The 25510-nt window shown below is 70.7% G+C and carries 25 protein-coding genes; 15 read left to right on the top strand and 10 right to left on the bottom strand.

Annotated elements, in window-relative coordinates; translation table 11 throughout:
• Positions 1–108: 108 nt before the first annotated feature.
• Positions 109–1038, top strand: coding sequence for a LysR family transcriptional regulator (locus BLR05_RS09500; RefSeq protein WP_092834024.1), 930 nt, complete (start codon positions 109–111; stop codon positions 1036–1038).
• Here BLR05_RS09500 and mdeB read toward each other — a convergent pair.
• On the bottom strand, positions 1025–3694 hold the full coding sequence (mdeB, locus tag BLR05_RS09495; protein ID WP_092834022.1) for an alpha-ketoglutarate dehydrogenase: 2670 nt from the start codon (positions 3692–3694) through the stop codon (positions 1025–1027). The genes BLR05_RS09500 and mdeB overlap by 14 nt on opposite strands.
• 104 nt (positions 3695–3798) lie before the next feature.
• On the opposite strand from mdeB, the gene BLR05_RS09490 reads away from it, so the two are divergent.
• Positions 3799–4272 carry an Lrp/AsnC family transcriptional regulator gene (locus BLR05_RS09490; protein WP_092834020.1) on the top strand — a complete coding sequence of 158 codons (474 nt, stop codon included), beginning with the start codon at positions 3799–3801 and terminating at the stop codon, positions 4270–4272.
• A 27-nt stretch (positions 4273–4299) separates the two neighbouring features.
• On the opposite strand, the gene hmuQ is transcribed toward BLR05_RS09490, so the two are convergent.
• The 8 genes from hmuQ to BLR05_RS09450 all read right to left on the bottom strand — a co-directional run bounded on the left by hmuQ (position 4300) and on the right by BLR05_RS09450 (position 9915).
• Positions 4300–4608 carry a heme-degrading protein HmuQ gene (gene hmuQ, locus BLR05_RS09485; protein ID WP_092834018.1) on the bottom strand — a complete coding sequence of 103 codons (309 nt, stop codon included), beginning with the start codon at positions 4606–4608 and terminating at the stop codon, positions 4300–4302.
• A 20-nt stretch (positions 4609–4628) separates the two neighbouring features.
• Positions 4629–5609, bottom strand: coding sequence for a DUF3014 domain-containing protein (locus BLR05_RS09480; RefSeq protein WP_092834106.1), 981 nt, complete (start codon positions 5607–5609; stop codon positions 4629–4631).
• 153 nt (positions 5610–5762) lie between these two features.
• Positions 5763–6470, bottom strand: coding sequence for an alpha/beta hydrolase (locus tag BLR05_RS09475; RefSeq protein WP_092834016.1), 708 nt, complete (start codon positions 6468–6470; stop codon positions 5763–5765).
• 32 nt (positions 6471–6502) lie between these two features.
• Positions 6503–7366, bottom strand: coding sequence for a DODA-type extradiol aromatic ring-opening family dioxygenase (locus BLR05_RS09470; protein ID WP_092834014.1), 864 nt, complete (start codon positions 7364–7366; stop codon positions 6503–6505).
• Positions 7367–7537: 171 nt separating this feature from the next.
• Positions 7538–7984, bottom strand: a complete 447-nt coding sequence (gene arfB / locus BLR05_RS09465; RefSeq protein ID WP_208605997.1) for an alternative ribosome rescue aminoacyl-tRNA hydrolase ArfB — start codon at positions 7982–7984, stop codon at positions 7538–7540.
• Between the two features lie 4 nt (positions 7985–7988).
• Complete coding sequence (locus BLR05_RS09460) at positions 7989–8873, bottom strand: alpha/beta fold hydrolase (protein WP_244160070.1); 885 nt, start codon at positions 8871–8873, stop codon at positions 7989–7991.
• 50 nt (positions 8874–8923) lie between these two features.
• Positions 8924–9376 (bottom strand): type II 3-dehydroquinate dehydratase, encoded by a 453-nt coding sequence (gene aroQ, locus BLR05_RS09455; RefSeq protein ID WP_092834010.1) that lies wholly within the window; start codon positions 9374–9376, stop codon positions 8924–8926.
• A gap of 173 nt (positions 9377–9549) precedes the next feature.
• A complete protein-coding gene (locus BLR05_RS09450; protein WP_092834008.1) occupies positions 9550–9915 on the bottom strand; it encodes a hypothetical protein in 366 nt (121 codons plus the stop codon).
• A gap of 179 nt (positions 9916–10094) precedes the next feature.
• Here BLR05_RS09450 and BLR05_RS09445 point away from each other — a divergent pair, with 179 nt between their 5' ends.
• The 12 genes from BLR05_RS09445 to metC all read left to right on the top strand — a co-directional run bounded on the left by BLR05_RS09445 (position 10095) and on the right by metC (position 23268).
• Positions 10095–11909 (top strand): glutamine--tRNA ligase/YqeY domain fusion protein, encoded by a 1815-nt coding sequence (locus BLR05_RS09445; RefSeq protein WP_092834006.1) that lies wholly within the window; start codon positions 10095–10097, stop codon positions 11907–11909.
• Between the two features lie 36 nt (positions 11910–11945).
• Positions 11946–12353 (top strand): phage holin family protein, encoded by a 408-nt coding sequence (locus tag BLR05_RS09440; RefSeq protein ID WP_092834004.1) that lies wholly within the window; start codon positions 11946–11948, stop codon positions 12351–12353.
• 103 nt (positions 12354–12456) lie between these two features.
• Entirely contained in the window at positions 12457–14091 is a 1635-nt protein-coding gene (locus BLR05_RS09435; protein ID WP_092834002.1) for a rhodanese-like domain-containing protein, read from the top strand.
• Positions 14092–14242: 151 nt separating this feature from the next.
• Positions 14243–15094: a transporter substrate-binding domain-containing protein gene (locus tag BLR05_RS09430; protein WP_092834102.1), complete on the top strand. Its 852-nt coding sequence runs from the start codon at positions 14243–14245 to the stop codon at positions 15092–15094.
• A gap of 98 nt (positions 15095–15192) precedes the next feature.
• On the top strand, positions 15193–16113 hold the full coding sequence (locus tag BLR05_RS09425) for a transporter substrate-binding domain-containing protein (protein WP_092834000.1): 921 nt from the start codon (positions 15193–15195) through the stop codon (positions 16111–16113).
• Positions 16110–17621, top strand: coding sequence for an FAD-binding oxidoreductase (locus BLR05_RS09420; protein ID WP_092833998.1), 1512 nt, complete (start codon positions 16110–16112; stop codon positions 17619–17621). The genes BLR05_RS09425 and BLR05_RS09420 overlap by 4 nt, the downstream gene beginning before the upstream one ends.
• Positions 17618–18904, top strand: a complete 1287-nt coding sequence (locus BLR05_RS09415) for an aminotransferase class I/II-fold pyridoxal phosphate-dependent enzyme (RefSeq protein ID WP_092833996.1) — start codon at positions 17618–17620, stop codon at positions 18902–18904. Before BLR05_RS09420 ends, BLR05_RS09415 begins: the two co-directional genes overlap by 4 nt.
• Positions 18901–19653, top strand: a complete 753-nt coding sequence (locus tag BLR05_RS09410; RefSeq protein ID WP_092833994.1) for an amino acid ABC transporter permease — start codon at positions 18901–18903, stop codon at positions 19651–19653. The genes BLR05_RS09415 and BLR05_RS09410 overlap by 4 nt, the downstream gene beginning before the upstream one ends.
• Positions 19643–20461, top strand: coding sequence for an amino acid ABC transporter permease (locus BLR05_RS09405; RefSeq protein WP_092833992.1), 819 nt, complete (start codon positions 19643–19645; stop codon positions 20459–20461). Before BLR05_RS09410 ends, BLR05_RS09405 begins: the two co-directional genes overlap by 11 nt.
• A complete protein-coding gene (locus BLR05_RS09400; RefSeq protein ID WP_092833990.1) occupies positions 20448–21317 on the top strand; it encodes an amino acid ABC transporter ATP-binding protein in 870 nt (289 codons plus the stop codon). The genes BLR05_RS09405 and BLR05_RS09400 overlap by 14 nt, the downstream gene beginning before the upstream one ends.
• 32 nt (positions 21318–21349) lie before the next feature.
• The gene (locus BLR05_RS09395; RefSeq protein ID WP_092833988.1) at positions 21350–22003 is read left to right on the top strand and encodes a cysteine dioxygenase family protein; all 654 of its coding nucleotides are present in this window, start codon (positions 21350–21352) and stop codon (positions 22001–22003) included.
• Complete coding sequence (metC, locus tag BLR05_RS09390; protein ID WP_092833986.1) at positions 22000–23268, top strand: cystathionine beta-lyase; 1269 nt, start codon at positions 22000–22002, stop codon at positions 23266–23268. Before BLR05_RS09395 ends, metC begins: the two co-directional genes overlap by 4 nt.
• 55 nt (positions 23269–23323) lie before the next feature.
• Here metC and BLR05_RS09385 read toward each other — a convergent pair whose 3' ends face one another.
• On the bottom strand, positions 23324–24286 hold the full coding sequence (locus BLR05_RS09385) for a LysR family transcriptional regulator (protein WP_244160069.1): 963 nt from the start codon (positions 24284–24286) through the stop codon (positions 23324–23326).
• On the opposite strand from BLR05_RS09385, the gene BLR05_RS09380 reads away from it, so the two are divergent.
• Complete coding sequence (locus BLR05_RS09380; protein ID WP_092833982.1) at positions 24285–25493, top strand: SGNH/GDSL hydrolase family protein; 1209 nt, start codon at positions 24285–24287, stop codon at positions 25491–25493. The two genes, BLR05_RS09385 and BLR05_RS09380, sit on opposite strands and share 2 nt — an antisense overlap.
• Positions 25494–25510 lie beyond the last annotated feature (17 nt).

Genomic DNA, 25510 nt, shown 5'->3' with positions numbered 1-25510 from the left:
AACAGGTTGCGTGCAGCCGCGCCCACGCCGGCCTTCCTGTAGCGATTATTCGGAGGTGCATGCCCCGGGACCAGCGAATTCGCCCGATGGATCCATTAGCATTTACTCATGTCTCTTGAACACGTGGCCTGGGCACGCCGGTTGAAGATCCGGCACCTCGAATCCTTCCTCGTGCTGGACGAGGCCGGCACCCTGACCGAGGCGGCCGCGCGCATGCACATGACGCAGTCGGCCATGTCGCACTGGCTGGCGGACCTGGAGGAACTGGTGGGCATGCCCCTGGTCACGCGCGGGCGGCGCATCCAGCTCACGCCGGCCGGGGTCATCATGAAGCGGCTGGCCGTGGGCGTGCTGGGCGACATCTCGCGCACGCAGCTCGAGCTGGGCGCGGTGGCCGCGGGCCGCAGCGCGCGCCTGCACATCGGCAGCGTGTGGGCCGGCGTGGCGCGCGGGGTGCCGCAGGCGCTGGCGCAGTTCCAGGCCCTGCACCCGTACATCTCGGTCACCGTGTCGGAGAGCCCGTTCGGGAACCTGCTCGAAGGGCTGGAAAACAGGCAGCTGGACGTGGTGGTTGGCTCGCTGGATGCCCGGGCGTACCAGGGGCGGCTGGAGCACCGCGAGCTGTTCGAGGACAACGTCTGCCTGGTGGTGGGCCGCGCCAGCCGCTTCTGGGATGCGGGCGGGCCGGTTCGCCTGGCGGACCTGCTGCAGGAGAACTGGATCATGCCGCCCAAGGGCACGCTGATGCGCTCGCAGCTGGACACGGCCCTGCTCGACAGCGGCGCCTCCTGGCTGCTGCCCAGGGTGGAGACTGCCGCCATCACCACGCTGCAGGCCCTGCTGCACCAGGGCGACTACGTGGGCGTGTGCTCCGGGGCCATGGCCGAATACCAGGCCACGCTGGGCAATCTGCGCGTGCTGCCGCTGGACCGCGTCATTCCCTTCGGCCCGGTGGGCGTGGTCTGGAGCCGCGACCATGCCTCGGAGGCCGTGCGGCTTTTCGTGGAGCACCTCACCGAGGCCACTACGGCGACGTAGTGTGCAGCAGGCTGCGCGCGGCACCGGCCACGCTGGCCGCATCCACGCCGAAATGGCTGCGCAGCGCCGCGCGCGTGTCGCTGCGGCCGAAGCCGTCCGTTCCCAGGATGAGGTAGCGGCGGCCTTCCGGCACGAAGGCGCGCACGCTCTCGGGCACGGCGCGCACATAGTCGGTGGCGGCCACCACCGGGCCCTGGGTGCCTTGCAGCACCCGGGTGAGCCAGGGCGTGCCCGGCCGGTCTTCGCCCTGCAAAAGGCGCCGCTCGCAGGCCACGCCGTCGCGCGCCAGTTCACTCCAGCTGGTCACGCTCACCACCGTCACCCGCACACCCTCGGCCGCCAGGGCCTGCGCGGCTTTCACCACTTCGGTGAGGATGGCGCCGGAACCCAGCAGGGTGACTGCGGGCGCATCGACCGGGCCTTGCGGGGGCGCCAGGGCAGTGAACACATAGCAGCCGCGCAGCACGCCCTCTTCCGCGCCCGCCGGCAGGTCGGGCTGGGCGTAGTTCTCGTTCATGAGCGTGACGTAATAGAACACGTCGCGCTGCTCCACCAGCATCTCGCGCATGCCGGCATCGATGATGACGGCCAGTTCGCCGGAGAAGGCCGGATCGTAGGCCTTGCAGTTGGGGATGGTGGCGGCCACCAGGTGGCTCGATCCGTCCTGGTGCTGCAGCCCCTCGCCGCCCAGCGTGGTGCGGCCCGAGGTCGCGCCCAGCAGGAAGCCCCGCGCGCGCTGGTCGGCCGCGGCCCAGATGGCGTCGCCCACGCGCTGGAAGCCGAACATGGAGTAGTAGATGTAGAACGGCAGCATGGCCAGGCCGTGCACGCTGTAGCTGGTGGCGGCGGCCGTCCAGCTGGCGATGGCGCCGGCCTCGCTGATGCCCTCTTCCAGGATCTGGCCGTCGAGCGCCTCGCGGTAGCTGAGCACCGAGCCGATGTCCTCCGGCGCATAGCGCTGGCCCAGGCTGCTGTAGATGCCCACCTGCTTGAAGAGGTTCGCCATGCCGAAGGTGCGTGCCTCGTCGGCCACGATGGGCACGATGCGCGGGCCCAGCTGCGCGTCCTTCAGCAGCGTGCCCAGCATGCGCACGAAGGCCATGGTGGTGCTCATCTCCTTGCCCTGGGCCTGCAGCGCGAACTGGGCGTACTGCGCGACGGGCGGCACCGGCACCACGCCGCAGGCGGTCTCGCGGTGCGGCAGGGAGCCGCCCAGGGCGGCGCGGCGCTCGCGCAGGTAGCGCATTTCGGGGCTGTCCCCGGCCGGGCGGTAGAAGGCCAGGCCCGTGGCCTGCGCATCGGTGAGCGGCAGGTTGAAGCGGTTGCGGAATTCCAGCAGGTCGGACTCATCCAGCTTCTTCTGGCTGTGCGTGGTCATCCTGCCCTGCCCCGCCGTGCCCATGCCGTAGCCCTTCTTGGTGTGGGCCAGGATCACCGTGGGCTGCCCGCGATGGGCGGCGGCCGCGGCGTAGGCGGCGTGGATCTTCACCAGGTCGTGGCCGCCGCGCTTGAGGCGGTCGATCTGCTCGTCGGTCAGGCCCTGGGCCAGCGCCACCAGCTCCGGCGACTGGCCGAAGAAGTGGTCGCGGTTGTAGCGCCCGTCCTTGGCGGCGAAGGTCTGCATCTGCCCATCGACCGTGCCGCCCAGGGTGCGCGCCAGCGTGCCGGTCAGGTCGCGCGCGAAGAGGCCGTCCCAGTCGCTGCCCCAGAGCAGCTTGACCACGTTCCAGCCCGCGCCCGCGAAGAGGCGCTCCAGTTCATCGACGATGCGGCCGTTGCCGCGCACCGGGCCATCGAGCCGCTGCAGGTTGCAGTTGACGACCCAGACGAGGTTGTCCAGGCCCTCGCGCGCCGCGAGGGTCAGTGCGCTCATGCTCTCGGGCTCGTCCATCTCGCCATCGCCGAACACGCCCCAGACTTTCCGCCCCTGGCAATCGAGCAGGTTGCGGTGCGTGAGGTAGCGCATGAAGCGCGCGTGGTAGATGCTGCTGATCGGCCCGATGCCCATGGAGCCCGTGGGAAACTGCCAGAAGTCGGGCATGAGCCAGGGATGTGGATAGCTGGAGAGGCCCTGCGCTCCCGCTGCGGGCGCGGTGATCTCCTGGCGGTAGTGCTGCAGGTCGTGCTCGGTCAGCCGGCCTTCGAGAAAGGCGCGCGCATAGACGCCCGGCGCGCTGTGCGGCTGGAAAAACACGAGGTCGCCCCGGTGCTGGCCCGGGCCCGTGCCCTCGCGGGCGCGGAAGAAGTGGTTGAAGCCGGCCTCGAACAGGTCGGCCGCGCTCGCATAGCTGGCGATGTGGCCGCCGAGTTCGCCATAGGCCTGGTTGGCGCGCACCACCATGGCAAGGGCATTCCAGCGCATGAGGGAGGCCAGCCGCTCCTCGATGGCCAGGTCGCCGGGGAACACGGGCTGGGATTCCACGGCCACGGTGTTCACATAGGGCGTATTCAGCGTGGGCTGCCAGCCGGTGTGCTGCCGGCGCGCCAGGGCAGCGAGTTCGTCCAGAACGAAGCGGGCGCGCCCCGGCCCCTGGGTGGCGACCAGGGCCAGGAAGGCGTCGCGCCATTCGGCGGTTTCCCGCGGATCGGCGTCGGGGGCGCCGGGATGATCGGCAGCGTCGCGGACCAGGGCGTGGAGTGGCAGGGCGGCATTCATGCGTGCCACTTTATCGGCCGGAGCGCAGCATGAGCGGCCGTTGATACCCATGAAAAACCCGAAGTTGCAGCACGACATGCTGCTTTTTCCATAAAATTCGGCACATGAAGCTGGACACCATGGACCTCCGCATCCTGGCGGAACTGCAGGCCGACGGATCGCTCTCCAACGTCGAGCTGGCGCGGCGCGTGCACCTTTCGCCATCGCCGTGCCTCGCGCGCGTCAAGGCACTGGAAGCCACGGGCGTGATTGCGCGCTATGTGGCACTGGCCAACGCGGCCACACTGGGCCTGGGGCTGAACGTGTTCATCAGCATCAGCCTCAAATCGCAGGCCAAGGAGGCGCTGGCGCAGTTCGAGCGCCGCATCGCCGAGCACGACGAGGTCATGGAGTGCTACCTGATGAGCGGCGACTCGGACTACCTGATCCGCGTGGCCGTCGCCGACATCGGCGCGCTGGAGCGCTTCATCCTGGAGCAGCTCACGCCCATTCCGGGCATCGAGAAGATCCGCTCCAGCTTCGCGCTCAAGCAGGTGCGCTACAAGACCGCCCTGCCCTTGCCGCTGCCGACCGCCTGACGGCGCACCACCGGGGCCGCCGCGCCCTCACCACGCGGCGTCGAACAGCTCGAGCTGCGGCGGGCCCAGGTACAGGTCGCGCTTCTGGCCGGCATTCGCGTGCGCCGCGCGGAAGGCCTCCGAGCGTGTCCAGTTCTCGAAGTGCGCGCGAGACGCCCACACCGTGTGGGACGCGAACAGCGTGTGCTCCGCGGTGGTCTCGCCACGCAGCAGGTGGAACGACTCGAAGCCGGGTACCTGGGCCAGGTGGCTGTCGCGCTGGCGCCAGATCTCGACGAATTCGTCCTCGCGGCCGGGGACGATGCGGAAGCGGTTCATGGCGATGAAAAGAGGCATGGTTGGGCGTTGTGGGTTGATCAGGGCGCGGCGCTCGCGGCCACCGACGGTGCAGGCACGGCCATGGCCTGGGCAGGCGCGTTGGCCGATACCAGCCGGCGGCGAATGTCGGCCAGCACGGCCTTGACGCGGCGTGCGTTCTCCGGCCCGATGCGCAGCATCATCTTCTGGCCGCTGGACAGTGCCTGCAGGTGCGGATCGGCGAACTCGTAGCGCACCCAGGGCCGGGTGGACGGCACGTCGCCCTGCACGCGCGTGAGCTGCAGGCGCAGCGGCCCGCGCGGCTCGGGCGTTTCCTGCAGGTGGCCCAGCACGGCCACGAGCCGGTCGTTGAAATAGCCCTTCGGATAGCCCAGCTCCACATAGGTCTGCTGGAACAGCGGATAGAGCTGCCGGTAGAGGTCCACTGCACGGTCGCGCGGCACTGCTTCCACCAGGGCGACGAGGGCCTGGTAACGCGCGGCATTGGCCGGAGCGATGGTGGCGTGCAGCGGCGCGCCGTTCTCGTCCACCGCGCTGCCGGGCTCTGCCTGCACGGCCAGGTGCTGCGGCGCAGGCTGCACGGGCCACAGGCGCGATGGTGCCTGGGGCCTCGGCAGGTTGTCCACCGTGACCACGATGCGCCGCACGATGTCGTCCAGGGGCAGCAGGGCCGCGATGCGATCGCGCCCCAGCCATTCGCCCAGCGCCTGCGCGATGAAGGCGTCGGAATCTTTCAGTGCAGGCGGTGGTGGAGCCTGCGTTGCATCCACGGGATGCTGCGGCCCGGAGGCCACGGACTCCGGCTCGGGCGCAGGCGCCGCAGCCGCCGGGGGCTCCGGCGCCTGGGCGGCCGGCGCCGGCCCGGCCGTGCGCGCGGAGGGCGGAATCCACCCGAACCACCAGGCGGCACCCGCCAGCGCCGCGGCGCCGGCCACGCCCGCCAGCACCCGGCCCACGGGGGACGCACGGCGCGGCAACGAGGACGGAGGGCGGAAATCCTGGGGATCGGTATCGGGCATGCGGAAGTCTTTCGCGAACGGGGGCGCGGCGCGCGCCGCGGCGGAATGCGGGGCCTGCGGAGACAGCCCCGCCACCGGCCATTGTGGAGCCGTGCCGCGCGCCGCCAGGTAAGCGCATGTGACCGGACGCGGAAAGCCGCCGCGGCGGAGAGGTCAGCGCGCGAGCGCCTCGGTCGCGCCCAGGGCGGCCAGCCAGTCCATTGCCTCGCGCAGTTCGCCGGGCCGGATCTCGTGCATGCCGGGGTACTCCCGGTAGGTCAGGGCCAGCGGAAGGCCTCGCGCATGGTCACGGAGGGCGCGGGCGCTCGCCAGCGGAATCACGTTGTCCTGCTCGCCATGGCTCACCCAGAGTGCACGGCCCCGGAGTGCAGCCGGCTCGACCGCATGGGGCAGCACCTGGGGCAACAGCCGGCTGTGCCAGACCATGGCGGCCTGCAGCAGGTCGGGCCGGGTAAGCAGCAGGGACAGCGCCATGATGCCGCCCTGGCTGAAGCCGCCCACCACCACGCGCTCCGAAGGCACGCCGAGCTGCGCGGCGGCGCTCTCCACCGTGCGCGCCAGCAGGCTGCGGCTGGCGATTTCCTGGGCTTCGTGGATGGTGCGGCTGCCGTCGGGCTCCACCGAGAACTCGAACCAGGTATTCGCCCCCTGCCCCATGGCATAGGGTGCGCGCAGGCTCAGCACGTGGAAGTGGCCGGGCACGGCGGGTGCGAGCGAGAAGAGGTCTTTTTCATGGCTGCCCACGCCGTGCATGAGCACGAGCAGCCAGGGCTGCACCGTGTCCGGCGCGGCAGCGCGGCCGAGGAAGGCGAGCGGCAAATCCAGCAGGGGGGGCGGCGCGAAGGAAGTGGTCTGGGTCATCGGCGCTTGGAGCGGTTGGCGGCCCAGGAGTTTCACGCGGCCGCGGCTTCGGGCTCCAGGGCGAAGGCGTCCATGGCCAGGGAGCCATGCATCACTTCCCTGCTCAGGTAATCCGGCGCGCGGTCTTCACCGGCTGCGCCGAGCGCGAAGAACAGCGGCAGGAAATGGTCGTCGCCGGGATGCGCGCGCATGGCGTGCGGCGCACGGCTGCGGTATTGCAGCAGTTCCTCCACGTCGCCCCGCTGCAGGGCGCTCTCCACCCAGCGAGAGAACTCGGTCACATAGGGCTGCGCACCGCGCGCGCCGCCGGATAACTCGGAGAGGTTGTGCGTCATGGTGCCCGATCCCACCACCAGCACGCCGTGCGAGCGCAGGCCCCGCAGAGCGGCGCCCAGGTCGTACACCTCGCGCGGGCCGGCATCGGCGGGCAGCGCGACCTGCACCACCGGCAGGTCCGCCGCCGGGAAGAGGTGCATCAGGGGCACCCAGGCGCCGTGGTCGAAGGGCCGCTGCGCATCCCCCTGGGCATCGGAGCCGGCCGCCTGCAGCAGCGACACCACCTCCCGGGCCAGCCCGGGCGAGCCGGACGCCGGATAGCGCAGCGCATAGAGCGGCTCCGGAAAGCCTCCGAAATCATGCCAGGTGGCCGGCTGCGCGCCGGTCATGACGCGCACGCCGCGCGCCATCCAGTGCGGCGACATCACCACCACGCCGCGCAACTCGGGGAACCGCTGGCGCAGCACGTCCGCCCAGGCGCGCAGGGCCGGGCCGGTCTCTCCCGCTTCCAGGGCGAACATGGGCGAGCCGTGGGAAACGAAAAGCGCGGGCACCTCGCGCCGCGGCACGGTGGCGGGCGAAGCGGAAGGCGTGGCGAAGAGCGGTGCGGTCGAGGACATGGCGGTTCGGTCGGCGTGGCGTGGCAATGGAAGAAGGCGCGGGACAGTGCCGTGTCCTGAATGTATGCGCGCGCAGCCGCAAACCCAAGGCCCGCGCGGCAGACACATCGTTGCAGGCGTTGCACCAATCCGTGCAGGAAAGCAGCCCGGGCCGGACCGCCGGGGCCGGGATCAGCCGGCGTCCCGCACCCGGCCGCGCAACGCCTTGGTTCCGGAGCGCTCGCGCTTGTCCTGCAGGCGGCGCTGCCGCTCGCCGTAGGACGGCTGGGTGGCCCGGCGCACGCGGGGCGGCCGGGCGGCGCGCGCCACCAGGGCGTTTAGCCGCTGCAGCGCATCCAGCCGGTTGGCCTCCTGCGTGCGGAACTGTTGCGCCTTGATGACCACGACGCCCGCCTGCGTGATGCGGGCATCGGGCAGGGCCAGCAGCCGGGCCTTGACGTCCTCGGGCAGCGACGAAGCCGCGATATCGAAACGCAGTTGCACCGCGCTCGACACCTTGTTCACATTCTGGCCGCCCGGCCCCTGGGCGCGCATGGCGGTGAAGACGATCTCGCGCTCGTCCACCCGCAGCGGCGCGCGGCCCGCCAGGGGAGGCATGCGGGGCGTACCGTCCGCCATGGCGTCAGGCACCCGCGGCGCGCGGGGCGGCCGCGGCACCGGCGTGCAGCGCGGCGCGCAGGGCGTCCTCGAAGGGCCCGGGCCGCTCGAACTGCACCCAGTGCCCGGCGTCCGGCACCAGGGCCAGTCCCCGGAAATCCGGTGCGGCCGCCCGATAGGCGCCTTCCAGCGCCGCGATCCACTCGCGGTACAGCGTGTCGCGCGCGCCGTAGATCGCATGCACCGGGCAGCGCACGGCCGGCAGGGCCCGGGCCAGTGCGTCGGTATGGGCCAGGCGCCGGCGCGGCATGCGGTCGCGCACGACATTCGCGCGATGCAGGTCCAGCGCCAGCCCGTCGACCAGGGATGCGTCGTGCAGCATCAGTTCGGCCAGGTTGTGGCGGTGCGCGGCCTCCTGCGCCGCCGGGGACGCCAGGTGCCTCCAGCCCTTGAGCGTGATCTGGCGCTCCGGCACCACGCCCATGGCGGGCGCGCCCACCAGCACCAGCTGGCGGGCCAGCGCCGGCTCGGCCGCCAGCAGCAGCCCGGCCGTGAGCCCCCCGAAGGAAAAGCCCACCAGATCGCAGGGCGCACCGCCCCACAGCGCGCGCATGCCGTGCGCGAGCGGCACCACCAGGGCGTCGGCATCGGCCCCGCCCGGCGGCACGGCCGAATCACCGAAACCCGGCAGGTCGGGCACCCAGACCGTGCGGCCCCAGGAGCGCAGCGTATCGATGTTGCGCACCCAGTGGGTCCAGCTGCCGCTGCCGCCGTGCAGCAGCACCAGGGGCGGCGCTGCAGGCTTCGGCTGGCCGGTCGCCTGCCAGACGTTCCAGACGATGGCGCCGCCGCCGCAGGGCGTGGTGCGGATGCCGGCCTGCGCAGCGAGCGCGGCCGCCTCGGCGGGCATGGGGGGTACAGGCAAGGCAGCGGCCCCCTGGTCGGCCACGGCGGCGGCCATCACCAGCCGGCCACCGCGTCGATCGCCAGGGCGTAGCCCGGCACCCCGAACCCGCACATCACCGCGCGTGCCGCGCTGGCGATGTAGGAATGGTGGCGGAAGCTCTCGCGCGCATGGACGTTGCTGATGTGCAGCTCGACCAGCGGCACCCCGGAACCTTTCACCGCGTCGAGCAGCGCCACGCTGGTGTGGGTGTAGGCCGCGGCGTTCAGTACCACGCCGGCGAGCTGGCCCGCGGCGTGCAGGCGGCCGGCCTCGTGGATCCAGTCCACGAGGTCGCCTTCGTGGTTGCTCTGGCGGAACTGGAGCGCCAACCCATGGCGGGCGCAGGCGGATTCACAAAGTTGCTGCACATCGGCGAGGGTCTGCGAGCCGTACACGGCGGGCTCGCGGGTGCCGAGCAGGTTCAGGTTGGGGCCGTTGAGAACGAAAACGGAACGGGGCGTGGTCACGGGGCTTCACTCCAGGGAACGGACGCCGGCGCCCTGCCGACCGCGGCACGGCCCGCCGCGCGCATCCGTCGCCCTTGATTATCCACGCCGCAAAAAAAGAAGGGCCCCCTTGCGGAGGCCCAAGCGGGCGGCCGTGGCGAACGGGCCACCCGGGGAGGATGGGCAGGCCGGGCTCAGCGCCAGTAGCCGCCGCGGTGCCAGTGGGGGGGACGGTTGTAGTAGCCGTAACCGCCGTACACCACCGGAGGGGGCGGCGGCGCGTAATACACAGGCCGGGGAGGCGGCACGTAGGCCACTGGCGGCGGAGCGTAGTACACGGGCGCCGGGGGCGAGTAATACACGGGTGGCGGGGCCACGTAGGTCACGGGGGGGCTGTAGATGACACCCGGGCCGGCGCCCACGCCCACCGAGACGCCGGGGGAATTGACACCGATGGACCAGAATACGTCGCGCGCCTGCGCGGCACCCGAGGCGGCCAGCAGGGCCAGCCCGACGCCGGCCGCAGCGGCGATGGCTGCGAAGGAACGGCTTTTGGTCATGGAAGTTCTCCTTGGAAACGGGTCCGGCGCCGCCGGGAAGGCGGGGGATGGACCTCATGCGCTCTATAACGCGCCACATGCCCTGCAGGATGGCACAAAAGCCGAACAATCTTGTTTCCGGACGTAGCGCCGTTTGTTGCAGGGGGTTACCGGCTGGAGCGGCATCCTAGAATGCGCCCATGAGTTCGCATGCCCCCTCCCCCGCGACGGCCGAGTCCGCCAAACCGAGCAATTTCCTGCGCCAGATCATCGAATCCGACCTCGCCCAGGGCACCTACGCCCTGGCCCGCTGGGCCGGCACGCCGGGCGACGCCGCCCACCACGCCGCCGGCCAGCCCGACCCCGCGAAGATCCGCACCCGCTTCCCGCCCGAGCCCAACGGCTACCTGCACGTGGGCCATGCCAAGAGCATTTGCCTGAATTTCGGGCTGGCGCGCGACTATGGCGGAGTGTGCCACCTGCGCTTCGACGACACCAACCCCGAGAAGGAAGACCAGGAATACGTCGATGGCATCATCGACGCCGTGCGCTGGCTGGGCTTCGACTGGACGCAGATCGGCCAGGCCCCCGGCACGGCCGCGCCCTATCAGGCCAGCGACTACTTCGACTTCATGTACCGCGCGGCCGAGCACCTGATCGAGACCGGCCACGCCTACGTGGACGAGCAGAGCCCCGAGGAGATGCGCGCCAACCGCGGCGACTTCGGCAAGCCCGGCGTAGACAGCCCCTTCCGCGCCCGCACGCCCGCCGAGAACCTCGCGCGCTTCCGCGCAATGCGCGATGGCCGACTGCCGGATGGGGCAGCCGTGTTGCGCGCGAAGATTGACATGGCCTCGCCCAACATCAACCTGCGCGACCCGGCCATCTACCGTATCAAGCACGCCGAGCACCACCACACCGGCAACAAGTGGTGCATCTACCCGATGTACACCTTCGCGCACCCCATCGAGGACGCGCTGGAGCGCATCACCCACAGCATCTGCACGCTGGAGTTCGAAGACCAGCGCCCCTTCTACGACTGGCTGCTGGACCGCCTCGCCGAAGGCGGCCTGATCGCCACGCCGCAACCGCGCCAGTACGAATTCGCGCGCCTGAACCTCACCTACGTGTTGACCAGCAAGCGCAAGCTCAAGCACCTGGTGGACAACGGCATCGTGAACGGCTGGGACGACCCCCGCATGCCCACCATCGTCGGCCTGCGCCGCCGCGGCTACACGCCCGAGGCCCTGCAACTGTTCTGCGAGCGCATCGGCGTGACCAAGGACTACTCCTGGATCGACTACGCCACGCTGGAAGGCTGCCTGCGCGAGGACCTGGAGAACCAGGCCCACCGCGGCATGGCCGTGCTGGACCCGGTGAAGCTCGAGCTCACCAACTGGGACGGGCTCTTCGGCGCCGGCCATCTCGAGCCCTGCCAGCTGCCCGCCCTGCCCCATCCACCCGAAGGCACGGAAGCGCCCGTGCGCCACTTCACGCTCGGCAAGGAAGTCTGGATCGAGCGCGAGGATTTCGAGGAAACCCCGCCCAGGGGCTACAAGCGCCTCTTCCCGGGCAACAAGGTGCGTCTGAAGGGTGGCTATGTCATCGAATGCACCGGCTGCGAGAAGGATGCCGAAGGCCAAGTGACGAAGGTGCTCGCGACCGTGGTGCCCGACACCAAGAGCGGCACGCCTGGCGCCGACAGCGTGAAGGTGAAGGCCGCCATCACCTGGGTGGGCGTGGCCGACGGCGTGCCCGCCGAAGTGCGCCTGTACGACCGCCTGTTCACGGACGCCCAGCCCGATGCCGGCGGCAAGGACTTCCTGGCGCTGCTCAACCCGGACAGCCTGAAGGTGGTGACCGCCTACGTCGAGCCCTCGCTGGCCGGTGCGCAGCCGGACGACAAGTTCCAGTTCGAGCGGTTCGGGTACTTCGTGGCGGACCGCAAGGACCATGCCCCGGGCAAGCCGGTGTTCAACCGGGTGACCGGCCTGAAGGACAGCTGGGGCAAGTAGCCTCGGCGATACCCGCAGAACGCACGAATCTCCGCCATGCTGGCCGACCTCACGCCCTTCCTGCTTCACTGGGCCATCACGGCATTCGCGCTGTGGGTGGCCAGCCATGTGTTCAAGGGGCTGCGGTTCGGCAGCACCGGGGCCCTGGTGGTCGCCGCCCTGCTGCTGGGCCTGGCCAATGCCGTGGTGCGGCCGCTGCTGGTGGTGCTGACGCTGCCGCTCACGCTGCTGACCTTCGGGCTCTTCCTGCTGGTCATCAACGCGCTGGTGCTGATGCTGGTGGGCAAGCTGGTCCATGGCTTTCACATCGACGGCTTCTGGACCGCCTTCTGGGCCAGCATCTTCATGGCGCTGCTGAGCCTGCTGCTGGGCAGCTTCGTACTGGGCGGATCGCCGGAATTCACGATCCAGAGGGGGCCCGCGGCAGGGCCGTTCTGGCTATAGCGCGGGAAAACGACTATGCATAGTCGGAAAGCTTCTGCCGTGCGCCGGTACTGAAGGGCCGGTTGCCTCTATGGTGGGTGGTTTGCCTTTTCACGCGACCACCATGCCTGCCCTGCCCCTTTCTGCATCCGGATCCGCTCCGCCCCCGACCGTCAGCACCGCCACGGCGCGCACCTGGCTCAACGATGGCCAGGAGATCGCCCTGCTGGACGTGCGCGAAGCCGGCCAGTTCGGCGAAGGCCATCCGTTCTTCGCCGTACCGGCTCCCTACAGCCGCCTGGAGCGGGACGTGCCCCGGCTGGTGCCCCGCCGCGGCACGCGCACCGTGCTCATCGACCATGACAATGGCGTGGCCGCGCGTGCGGCCGCCCGCCTGGCCGGGCTGGGCTACACCGATCTGCACGTGCTGGAAGGCGGAGCGCCAGGCTGGGCGGCGGCCGGCTACACCCTTTTCCAGGGAGTGAACGTGCCGTCCAAGACCTTCGGGGAACTGGTGGAGCATGCCTTCGGCACGCCGCACATCGGCGCGGCCGAACTGCAGCGCCGCCAGCAGGCAGGCGAGCCGCTGGTGCTGCTGGATGGCCGCACGGTCGAAGAGCACCACAAAATGACCATCCCGGGGGCCCTGCCGGTTCCGAACGGTGAACTGGCACGCCACTGGAGCGCGCTCGCGCCCGACCCGGCCACGCCCATCGTCATCCACTGCGCCGGCCGCACGCGCAGCATCATCGGCGCACAGATCCTGCGCAGCCTGGGCGTTCCCAACCCGGTGCTGGCCCTGGAGAACGGTACCCAGGGCTGGGCCCTGTCCGGGCTGGCGCTCGAGCACGGCAGCCGGCGCGCGTCCCCCGCCCAGCCCGAGGCGCAGGCAGCGGACCGCGACCGGGCCGCCCGTGCCGCAGCGGAGGCCGGCGTTCCGAGGCTGGATGCCGCCTCAGCGCAAGGCTGGATCGACGATGCCGGCCGCACCACCTACGTACTCGACGTCCGCACGGCCGGCGAGTTCGCGGCCGGCACGCTCGCGGGGGCCCGCCATGCGCCGGGCGGACAGTTGCTGCAGGCCGCGGACCAGACCATCGGCGTGCGCCGCAGCCGCGTGCTGCTGCTGGACGACGATGGCGTGCGCGCACCGGTCGTGGCCGCGTGGCTGCAGCGGCAGGGCCATGAGACGGCCACCGTGGAAGGCGGCATACACGCTCCGCTGAAGCTGCCGGCCCCCGTCGGCGTGGCGTTGCCGGACCCGGTGCCGCAGATCGCGCAGCAGGCCCTGCCTGCGTGGCTGGAAGCCCAGCCGGCGGCGCCGCTGTTGCTGGACGTGCAGCCTTCGCAGGCCTACCGCCGGCAGCACGCCCGCGGCGCGCTCTGGTCCGTGCGCCCGCGCGTGGCTGCGGACGTACGGTCCGCCGCGCAGGCACGCCGCGCGCCGCTGCTCATCCTGGCAGCCGACGCCGAAAGCGCCGCGCTGGCGGCCAGCGAGATCGCATCCGGGGAGGCGACCAGCGTGCAGTGGGCACTGGCGTCCGACTGGGCGGCCGCGGGGCTGCCCGTGGAAAGCTCGCCGGGGCTGCCGGCCGATGGCGACGCGATCGACTATCTGTTCTTCGTGCACGACCGCCACGACGGCAACCTGGAAGCGGCACGCCGCTACCTGGCATGGGAAACCGGCCTGATCGCCCAGTGCGCGCCCGACGAGTTGTCCGGCTTCCAGTTGCCGAATGCCGTGCCGCACGGCGCGTGACCCGGCCGCACCGAAGGCACGCCCGCCGCATATCGATCCTCGGAAACGTTTGTTGCCGCATGCCGCGTGGCGCCAGAAGATCGGCACCTGTTCGCTCTCCCATGGGCGCCTTTTCCGCTCCGCCTCCCTTCTGCCAACGATGCACCACGCCATGCGCCACGCTCCCGCCGCCCCCCGCTTCCACGCCCCGCTCCTGGCCGGCATCGCTGCCGTGCTGACCCTGATGGCAGGAACTGCCCATGCCGACGCCACGCTCGACAAAATCCGGCAGCGCGGAAAAGTCTCCATCGGCGTGCTGGTCAACGGCGGCCCCTTCGGCTCCATCGACCCGGCCAGCCAGCAACTGGTGGGCTGGAACCCCGACCTCGCCCGGGCGCTGGCCAAGGGGCTGGGGGTGGAGGCCGACCTGGTGCAGGTGCAGACGGCGACGCGCGTGCAGTTCCTGCAGGCCGGCAAGGTCGATCTGCTGATCGCATCGATGGAACTGAACCCCGAGCGCGCCGCCATCCTGGGCTACGCGCCCACCCCGTTCTACCGCGTGGGCGGCACGGCCGCCGTGCGCAAGGACAGCGGCATCCAGAAATGGGAAGACCTGCGCGGAAAGCCGGTGTGCCTGTCGCAGGGCAGCAGCTACGCCAGGCCGCTCACCGCCGAGTACGGCGCGCAGGTGCAGGGTTTCAAGACCGCCTCCGATTCGCTGCTGGCGCTCCGGGGCGGCAACTGCGTGGCCGCCGTGCACGACAGCACGCTCATCCATCCGCTGCTGCGCACCAACGCCGAGTGGAGCCAGTACGCCGCGCCGATCACCACCGAGCTGCTGCCCGCCCCGTCCGTGGTATGGATCCGCAAGGGCGAGGCCGACACCATCGCGGCGGTGGACAAGGTGGTGCAGGACTGGCACCGCAGCGGCTGGCTGATCGCCACCGAAAAGCGCCTCGGCATCGAGCCGGCCAACCCGCTGCTGCCCGAACTGCAGGCGAAGTTCCAGGCCGGGGCTCACTGAGCCCGGCAACGCCCCGCCTTTTCCACCCCAGCCTTGCCCCCGGCTGCCACAGTCCCGCCTGCGCGGGGCGGGGCAGCGCTTTGCCCGGATACCTGCCCATGCCATCCCGCCGCCACGCCCGCTTCGCATCCCTCGCCCCCCTCGCTGCCGCGCTGGCGATGGCCACGCTCGCCAACGCCGCGCATGCCGACGCCACGCTCGACAAGGTCCGGCAGCGCGGCAAACTGGCCGTGGGCATCGACGGCGCCAGTCCGCCCTTCGGCCGCCTCGATCCCGCCACCGGCAAGACCGGCGGCTACCAGACCTCGCTCGCGGCCGACATCGCGCGGCGCCTGGGCGTGCCGCTGGAGACGGTGCCGGTCACCGCTTCCACGCGGGTGCAGTTCCTGCAGAGCGGCAAGGTGGACCTGCTGATCGCCAACATCCAGTGGACGCAGGAGCGCAGCGAGATCCTGTCGTTCGCGCCCACGCCCTACGACCTGGTCGGCGGCGCGGCGCTGGTGGCCAAGGCCAGCGGCATCACGAAATGGGAAGACCTGCGCGGCAAGGTGGCCTGCGTATCGCAGGGCAGCAACTTCGCTAAACCCCTGGCCGAAGCCCACGGTGCCGTGGTCAAGGGCCTGCGCGGCATTCCCGAATCGCTGCTCGCGCTCAAGGGTGGTACCTGCGCCGCATCGGTGCACGTGCAACCCGCGCTGTACGAAACCCTGAACGGTCCCAACGGCGGCGAATGGAAAGACTTCGCGCTGGTCGGATCGCGCGACCAGCTGATCCCGTCGCCCACCGTGGTGTGGACGCGCCACGGCGAGGCCGACACGCAGGCCTTCGTGGACCAGGCCGTGCAGGACTGGCACCGCTCGGGTTTGCTGCTGAAGCTGGCGCGCGAGAACGGCGTGCCTGACACCTGGATCGCCGAGCGCCACCAGCGTGCGCTCCAGGGCCGGTTCGACCGCGCGCCCTACGACTTCGCGGTGTATGCCACCGCGCAGGCCGCATCCACCGAAGCGAGGAAGCCATGAGCCGCGCCGCGGCATCCCTCGCGGCCCCGGCCCGGGAAGGTGTCGGCACGGCCGCTCCGCTGCTGGCGGAATTGCGCGATGCCCTGGGCGCCGCCCATGTGCTCAAGGGCGCGGATGCAGAGGGCCACCTGACCGACCAGCACCGCCGCCTGACGGGCCGCGCGCTGGCCGTGGTGCGCCCGGCCGACACGGCCCAGGTGGCGCAGGTGGTGCGGCTGGCGCGGCGCCACCGCACGCCCATCGTGCCGCAGGGCGGCAACACCGGGCTGATGGGCGCGGCCACGCCGGACGGCAGCGGCCGCGCCATCGTGCTCTCGCTCGCGCGGCTGAACCGCGTGCGGGCCGTCGATACCGACAACGACACGCTGACCGTGGAGGCCGGCGCGGTGCTGGCCGCCGTGCAGCAGGCCGCGCGCGAGGCCGGCCGCTTGTTCCCGCTCAGCCTGGGCTCGGAGGGCAGCTGCACCATCGGCGGCAACCTGGCCACCAACGCGGGCGGCACGCAGGTGCTGCGCTATGGCAACGCACGCGAGCTGGTGCTGGGCCTGGAAGTGGTCACGGCCGAGGGCGAGGTGTGGAACGGCCTGCGCGGCCTGCGCAAGGACAACACCGGCTATGCGCTGCGCGACCTGTACGTGGGCAGCGAAGGCACGCTGGGCATCATCACCGCCGCCACGCTCAAGCTCTATCCGCTGCCGCAGTCGCAGCACACCGCCCTGCTGGCCTTCGGCTGCATCCACGATGCGGTCGCCTTCCTCGGCGCGGCGCGGGCGGGTTTCGGCGCCGGCCTCACGGCATTCGAGCTGATATCGGACACGGCACTGGGCCTGATCGCGCAGCATGTGCCGGAGCAGCCGATTCCCCTGGACCTCGGGGCGCCCTGGTACGCACTGATCGAGCTGTCGGACAGCGAGGGCGAAGCACACGCGCGAGAACGCTTCGAGTCCGTGGTGGGCCAGGCCTTCGAGGACGGCCTAGTGGCTGATGCCGCCATCGCCGAGAGCCTGGCGCAGAGCGAGGCGCTCTGGCGCCTGCGCGACGAGGCCCTGGGCGAAGCGCAGAAACGCGACGGCCGCAACGTCAAGCACGACGTGTCGGTGCCGATCTCGCGCATCCCTGATTTCCTCGCGGCGACGGCCGCCGCGCTGCAGGAGCGCTTTCCGGGCGTGCGGCCCGTGGCCTTCGGGCACCTGGGCGACGGCAACCTGCACTACAACGTCTCGCACCCGGCAGGCGGCTCGCCGGCCGACGTGTTCGCCGTGGAGGACGCGATCCACGAAACGGTGCACGACAGCGCCCACGCCCACGGCGGCTCGATCAGCGCGGAGCACGGCATCGGCCAGACCAAGCGCGACCTGCTGCCCCGCTACAAGAGCGCGGTCGAGCTCGACCTGATGCGGCGGCTGAAGGCCGCGTTCGATCCGCTCGGCCTGCTCAATCCCGGCAAGGTACTGCCGCCCGCCGCATCGCCGCTGCGCCTGCATTTCGACGAAATCCCTGCTCCATGACCTCCGCTCCTGCCTTTCCGCTCTCGCAGCGCGTGCAGCGCGCCCGCCTCTCGCCCAACGCCGCCGCCAGCGCCCGCGCCGCCGCCCTGGTGGCCCAGGGCCGCGACGTGATCAGCCTCACCACCGGCGAGCCCGACTTCGACACGCCCGAACCCATCAAGCAGGCCGCCATCGCCGCCCTGCAGCGCGGGGAAACCAAGTACACGCCCACGGCCGGCACGGCGGCGCTGCGCGAAGCCATCCGCGCCAAGTACGCGCGCGACAACGCGCTCGACTACTCCGCCGGCCAGATCATCGTGAGCAACGGCGGCAAGCAGGTGATCTACAACGCCTTCGCCGCCACGCTGGACGCGGGCAGCGAGGTGATCGTGCCCGCGCCCTACTGGCCCTCGTTTCCGGACATCGTGCACGTGAACGACGGCACGCCCGTCATCGTGCCCTGCGACATCGGCGCGGGCTTCAAGCTCACGCCGGCCGTGCTGGAGGCGGCCATCACCCCGCGCACGCGCTGGCTGGTGCTGAACACGCCGGGCAACCCTTCGGGTGCGCTCTACGACGCGGCCGAACTCGCCGCCCTGGCGGAGGTGCTGCGCCGCCACCCGCAGGTGCTGGTGCTGCTGGACGAGCTGTACGAGCACATCTGGTTCACGCCCGAGGCGCCGGCGCACTGGCTGCAGGCAGCCCCCGATTTGAAGGAGCGCACGCTGCTGGTGAACGGGGCCTCCAAGACCTATGCCATGACGGGCTGGCGCATCGGCTGGGGCGCCGGCCCTGCCGCCCTCGTGCAGGCCATGGTGGTGATCCAGTCGCAGGCATCGTCCGGCCCCAATTCGGTGGCGCAGGCGGCCGTGGCGGCGGCGCTGGAGTCGGCCGACCAGTCGTTTCCCGCCCAGGCACGCGGCGCCTACGCACGCCGTGCGGAACTCGTTACGCAAGCGATCAATGCCGTGCCGGGCCTGTCGCTGCTGCCGCCGGGCGGCTCGTTCTTCGCATTCGTGCACTGCGGGGGCCTGATCGGCCACGTGCGGCCGGACGGCCAGGTGATCCGGACCGACTCGGACCTGACCGAGTGGCTGCTCGAATCGGAAGGCGTGGCGGCCGTGGACGGCCCGTCCTATGGCCTGTCGCCCTACTTCCGCATCTCCACGGCGGCGAGCGACGCGGTGCTCACGGACGCCACCGCCCGCATCGCCCGCGCCGTGGCCGCGCTGCGCCCGCCGCAGGCCGCACCGGCGTCCGCCCCCCCGGTGGCGCGCGTGCCGGACGCCGAGGCCGCGGCATGAGCGACCCGAGCCTGCTCGCCCACGGCGTGGACGCGCTCCGGGGCATCGGCCTGAACTACGCCTTCGTGCTCGACGCCACCGAGCGCCATGCCTTCGTGCGCGGCATGGGGGTGACGGTGCAGCTGGCCCTGCTCACCATTCCCTGCAGCCTGGCGGCCGGCGTGGTGCTGGCGGCCTGCATGGCCTCGGGGCGTGCCTGGCTGGCTCGCCCCGCGCGCGCCTTCGTCGAGGTGACGCGCAACACGCCGACGCTGGTGCAGCTGTACTGTGCCTTCCTCGTGCTCAACATGCTCATCACGCAGCAGTTGCACGACTGGGGCGCGGGCCAGAACCCGCTCACGCCGTTCGTGTGGGTGGTGGTGGTCGTCTCGCTGCACAAGGGCGCGTTCCACGCCGAGGCGCTGCGCGCCGGCATCGAGGCCGTGCCCGCCACCACGCTGGAGGCCGCGCGCTCGCTGGGCTTTTCGCAGCGCCAGTTGCTGGCGCGGGTGCAGCTGCCGCTGGCCACCCGCTTCGCCCTGCCCTCCCTGGTGAACAACCTCGTGGACCTGGTGAAAATGACGGCCGTGGCCTCGGCCATCGCCGTAGGCGACGTGACCTATGAATCGATCATGATCTGGTCGCAGCGCGACAACGTGCTGGAACTGCTGCTGCTCATCCTGATCTGGTTCGGCCTGCTGACCTGGCTGGTGAGCCTGGCGGGCCGCTGGCTCGAAGAACGCTGGAGGATGCCCGGTTATGGCCAATGACGCCGTCCTGGGGCCGGTGCCCGCCGCCCCTCTGCTGAATGCGGTGCGCAGCGGGGCGCGCAACCCGTGGCTGGTCGGCGCCGTGGCGGCGCTGGCCGTGGTGGCCACGTGGAATGCCACCGGCACCACGCCGCGCGCTTTCGGGCACCTGTGGAACTGGCTGCCCGCGTTGCTGCGCGGCCTGTGGGTGAACATCGAGATCAGCGTGCTGGCGGTGGCACTGGGCACGGCCGTGGGCCTGGTAGTGGGCGCGCTGTCGCTGTCGCCCGTGCATGCCGTCCACATGGCGGCGCGCTGCTACGTGCAGGTGTTCCGCAACGCCCCCATCCTGGTGCTCATCTACTTCACCACCTATGTGTTCCCGTTCGAGGTGCACCTGGTGCAGTGGACCTTCCCCTTCCCCGACTGGGTGAAGGTGGTGCTGGGCCTGGCCCTGCCCACCAGCGCCAACGTGGCGGAGATATTCCGCGGCGCGATCCAGTCCATACCCGCCGCGCAATGGGAGGCCGCGCAGTCGCTCGCCTTCCGGCGCAGCCAGATCTTCCGGCTGGTGATGCTGCCGCAGTGCGTGCGCCGCATGCTGCCGCCGTGGATGAACCTGTACGCCAGCATCACCATGAGCACCTCGCTGGCCTCGCTGGTGGGCGTGCACGACGTGGTGGACACGGCCCAGATCGCCAGCAACACGGTGGCGCGCACGGACTTCACCATCCTCGTGTATTTCACGCTGCTGGCGCTGTTCTTCGCCTACTGCTATCCCATCGCCCGCGCCACGCGCGCCCTGGAAAAACGCCATGAACGCCACTGACGCCTTCCTCGCCTCCCTGAAGCCCCCTGCGGAGGAGGCCGCCGCCCCCCTGGTACACCTGCAGGACGTGCACCTGTCCTTTGGCGACAACGCGGTGCTAAAAGGCATCGACGTGCAGGTGCGCCGCGGCGAGGCGGTGTCCATCATCGGGCCCTCGGGCTCGGGCAAGTCCACCATCCTGCGCTGCATCACCGGCCTGCTGCGGCCGCAGCGCGGGGAGATCGTGGTGGGCGGCACGCGCGTGGACCGGCTCAGGACGGAAGCGGACCTGATCGCGCTGCGCAAGCGGGTGGGCTTCGTGTTCCAGCAGTACAACCTGTTTCCCCACCTCACGGTGCTGGAGAACCTCGTGATCGCGCCCACCCGCGTGGTCGGCCGCGACCGCGCCGCGGCCGAACGGGAGGCGCGCGCCCTGCTCGACAAGGTGCGGCTGTCGCACAAGGAAAACGCCTACCCGGGCGAGCTTTCGGGCGGCCAGCAGCAGCGCGTGGCGATCGCGCGGGCGCTGGCCATGCGGCCCGAGCTGATCCTGTTCGACGAGGTGACCTCCGCCCTGGACCCCGAGACCGTGGGCGAGGTGCTGACCGTGATCCGCGACCTGGTGAAGGACGGCATGACCTGCGTGCTGGTCACGCACGAAATGCGCTTCGCCGAAGAGGTGAGCGACCATGTGTACTTCACCGAGGCAGGCCGCATCGTCGAGCACGGCCCCGCCGCGCAGCTCTTCGGCCAGCCGCACAGCGCCCGCACCCGCGAGTTCCTGCAACGCGCGCTGGGCGAAGGCACCCGCACCCGCGAGGTGCCCGCCGCCCCCACCCCGCCGCTGGCATTCAACCAGCTGCGCTTCGCCCTCTGACCTGCCAACGCCATCCTACGGAGACCACCACCATGACCACGACCTCCGCTGCCACTGCAGCCACCCCCACCTCCGCCTCCACCGCCGAACGCCGCCGCCAGGCCGTCGATGCGGCCCTGGCCGACGTGCGCCGCCTCGCCGCTCAGGGCACGCCCGACCGCGCCGCGCTCTCGGCCATCACCGAACGGCTGGAGCAACTGGCCGCGCACAAGGACCTGTTCAGCCGCGCGGACTTCCCGCCGCCCGCCGAGACGGCCGGCGTGGGCGCCTCCACGCGGTACCGCCTCAACCCCGCGGACGGGGACGGCGGCCTGGCGCTGTACCTGAACTCCATCAACCCCGGCAAGACCACCGCGCCGCACAACCACACCACCTGGGCCGTGATCGTGGCGGTGGAAGGCCAGGAAGTGAACCGCCTCTACGAACGCACCGACGACCGCAGCGACCCCGCCCGCGCTCGCATCCACGTGGCACGCGAATTCACCGTGCAGCCCGGCGCGCCCATCGCCTTCCTGCCAGACGACATCCACAGCATCGCCGTGGTGGGCACAGAGCCCACGCTGCATTTCCACCTGTATGGCCAGCCGCTGGAAACCCTCACGGGCCGCGTCGCGATCGACCCCGACACCGGCGAAGTGAAGAACTACAACGCCGCCTACTTCCGTCCCAGCGAGGCCGTGGCATGAGCGGCCCGGAGTTCCGCCAGCACGGCAACCCACACCCCGCGCCGCTCGGCGCCGCCACCCGGCTGCTGCATGCCGGCGCGCCCGCGCTGCGCGGCGGCTCCGGCCCCGTGAACGTGCCCGTGGTGCGCACCAGCACCGTGCGCTTCGGCAGCACCGCGGACTATGCGGACCACCACCACCGCCGCACCGCGGGCGAGCGCGTGGCCTCGTACGGCCGCCACGGTCTGGACACGCACCGCGCGCTGGAAGATGCCGTCACCGCACTGGAAGGCGGCCACCGCGCCTTCCTCGCGCCCTCGGGCCTGGCCGCCATCACGCTGGTGCTGGTCGCCCTGCTCTCGCCCGGCGACCATGCCCTGGTGGCCGACAGCGTGTACTCGCCCGTGCGGCGCGTGGACGCCACGCTGCTGCAGCGCCTGGGCATCACGCTCGAATACTTCTCGCCCTTGCAGGGCGACCTGGCCGCGAAAATCCGTCCGAACACCCGGCTGATCTACGTCGAATCACCCAGCTCGCTGCTCTACGAGGTGCTGGACCTGCCCGCCATCGCCGTCGTGGCACGCGCCCGCGGCATTCCCGTGGCCACGGACAACACCTGGAGCGGCGGCTGGTTCTGCCAGCCCCTGCGGCTGGGCGCGAACATCTCGATCCAGGCGGCGACCAAGTACATCGCCGGCCACTCGGACGTGATGCAGGGCATCGTCGTCACCGACTCGGAAGAACTCACCGGCAGGATCGCCACCGCCTACGAAGCGCTGGGCCTCACCGTGGGTGCCGATGACGCCTACCTGGCCCTGCGCGGCGTGCGCACCCTGCCCGTGCGCCTGGCCCAGCACCAGCGCCATGCCACGCGGGTGGCCGAATGGCTGCAGGAGCAGCCGCAGGTCGGGCGCGTGTTCTATCCGGCCCTGCCCTCCGACCCCGGGCATGCGCTGTGGAAGCGGGATTTCAGCGGGGCGAGCGGGCTGGTATCGTTCGCGTTCGCGAACGGCAACGGGGCGAATGGCCATGGGGGCGTGGATGCGCGGGGCGCGAATGCGTTCGTGGATGCCCTGCGGTTCTTCGGCATCGGGGCGTCGTGGGGTGGGTACGAGAGCCTGGCGCTCGTGGCCCAGCCGGAGCGGCTGCGGGAGCACAGCGCGTGGACGGGGAGCGAGCCGGTGGTGCGGCTGCATGTCGGGCTGGAGGATCCGGAGGATCTGATCGGGGATCTGGAACAGGCGTTTGACCGGGTGGCAGTGAGAGGGAGGTTGGTGGCTGCCTGAGGGGATGATGGCTGCTTTGCCGCAGTGGCTGCGGTGATGCCGCCGCCGCAGCCGGCTACAGCGATTGGATCTCGCGCGCGAGCAACTCCATCATCACCTGTACCCGCATCGGCTGGCGGCTGCGGCGTGGGTACACCATGTATGCGTTCTGGGCAGGCCCGGTCCACTGCGGCAACAGCCGCACCAGTTGTTTGCGCTGGATCAGGTCGTTGACCATCCAGCAGGGCTGGAACGCGACGCCTGCGCCGTCGCGCACGGCATTCAGCAACGCTACCGCATGGTTGATGCGGTAGCGCGAGTGGATCGGGAGGTTCACTGCTCCGTCGGGGCCGAACAGGGTCACCGAGTCATCCGCCCACAACGGATAGCGCAGGAAGCAATGGCGCGCCAGTTCGTCCAGCGCGCGAGGCCGCCCGTGCCGCTTCACGTATTCGGGAGAGGCCACGATGTAGCGCGGCCAGTGGGCCAGTTCACGCGCTACCAGGTCGGGCGGCAGCGTACCGCCGATGCGTACCGTGATGTCAAAGCGCTCCTCCACCGGATCGACGAAGCGGTCATCCAGCATCAGGTCGACCTGCAGCTCGGGATACTGCTGCATCGCAAGCAGCATCAGCGGACTGAGCTTCAGTTCGCCCAGCGCCACAGGCGCCGAAATGCGCACCAGTCCGCGCGGCTGCCGCGTGCGCTCGTCGAGGTCGGCCACCGCTTCCTCGTAATCATCGAGCAGTTGGCGCGCTCTCTCCAGGAAGCGCAGGCCCTCCTCGGTAAGCACCACGCGCGCAGGCCCGCGTTCGAGCAGCCGCACGCCGAGCGAAGCCTCCAGCGACGCGATCAGCTTGCTGACCGTAGGCTGCGTGGTCGACAAGGACCGCGCCGCAGCCGAAAGGGTGCCCAGATCCGCCGATCTCACGAAGGCATCCATCGCACGCAGCCGATCCATTGCATTCCAATTTCGAATAGCCAGGCTTCCATTTTGCCATCTTCCCATCGATACTGGAATTGGCGAAAGTAGGGCCATGAAACAGCTCATCGCCTCTGCGCTCCTGTCGGCCGTGGTTGCCGCTGCCGCGACGGCCCTTCCGGCGGCCGCGCGCACCGAACACTGGCAACCCACCTGGATCTCCAGCCCGCAGCCCCTGTGGGGTGAGGATTGGGTTCTGCCGCTCGGCATGCCGCGCAGATTCCGCGATGTAACCCTGCGGCAGTCGGTGCGCACAGCCCTCGGCGGCAACCGCGTACGGCTCGTGATCAGCAACGAGTACGGTGCGACGCCCTTGGAAGTCGGCGCACTGGCCGTGCGAAGGGCAACGAATGGGCCGGCCGTTTCCGTGCGTTTCCAGGGCCGCGATACCGTCACCGTCGCGCCCGGGGCTCGCGTGACCAGCGACGCGGTACCGCTTCCGCTGAGCGCGGGTGATCGGCTCCAGACGGAGCTCTACCTTCCAGAAACCACGGCGGTCGCAGGCTTCCACTGGAACGCGCAGGACACTCTGTCGGTACTGCCCGGCAACGCGATCGACCGTGGCGAGGTCGAACCAGCGAAGACCTTCACCACGCGCGCCTTCATTGCCGAAATCCTCGTCGCTGCGGATCGCGCACCGCAGACCGTCGTCGCGATCGGCGACTCCATCACCGACGGCAACGGCTCGACCGTCGGCCGCGACCAGCGCTGGCCCGACCACCTTGCGCGCCGGCTGGCGCCGCGGGGCGTGGCGGTGCTCAATGCCGGCATTGCAGGCAACCGGCTCCAGCGCGGCGGCTGGGGCGATAGCGCGCTCGCGCGCTTTCAGCGCGACGTACTGCGGCACCCGGGCGTCCGCGCGGTGGTCGTGCTCCTGGGCACCAACGACATCGGTTTTCCAGGCAGCCCCTTCGCGCCGGACGAGGCACCGGCGTCGCTGGAGACACTGACCGACGCGTTCCACCAACTGGTCGAGCAGGCACATGCACGGGACGTGCGCGTGATCGCAGCCACCGTGCCGCCTTTCGAGCACGCATTGGAGGGTACGCCACTGCAAGGCCACTACAGCCCGCAGAAAGAGGCGCTGAGGCAGAAGCTGAACGCATGGATCCGCACGGCGGGCGCGTTCGACGCCATCGTCGATTTCGATGCCGTGCTGCGCGACCCTTCGCATCCGTCACGCCTGGACCCGGCGCTCGACTCCGGCGATCACCTGCATCCCGGCGATGCCGGCTATCGGCGCATGGCCGAGGCCATCGACTAGCAGGCGCTGCTTGGCAC

It is taken from the genome of Paracidovorax cattleyae (assembly GCF_900104515.1).
GTDB lineage: Bacteria > Pseudomonadota > Gammaproteobacteria > Burkholderiales > Burkholderiaceae_C > Paracidovorax > Paracidovorax cattleyae.
This window is presented reverse-complemented; position numbering and strand designations above follow the sequence as displayed.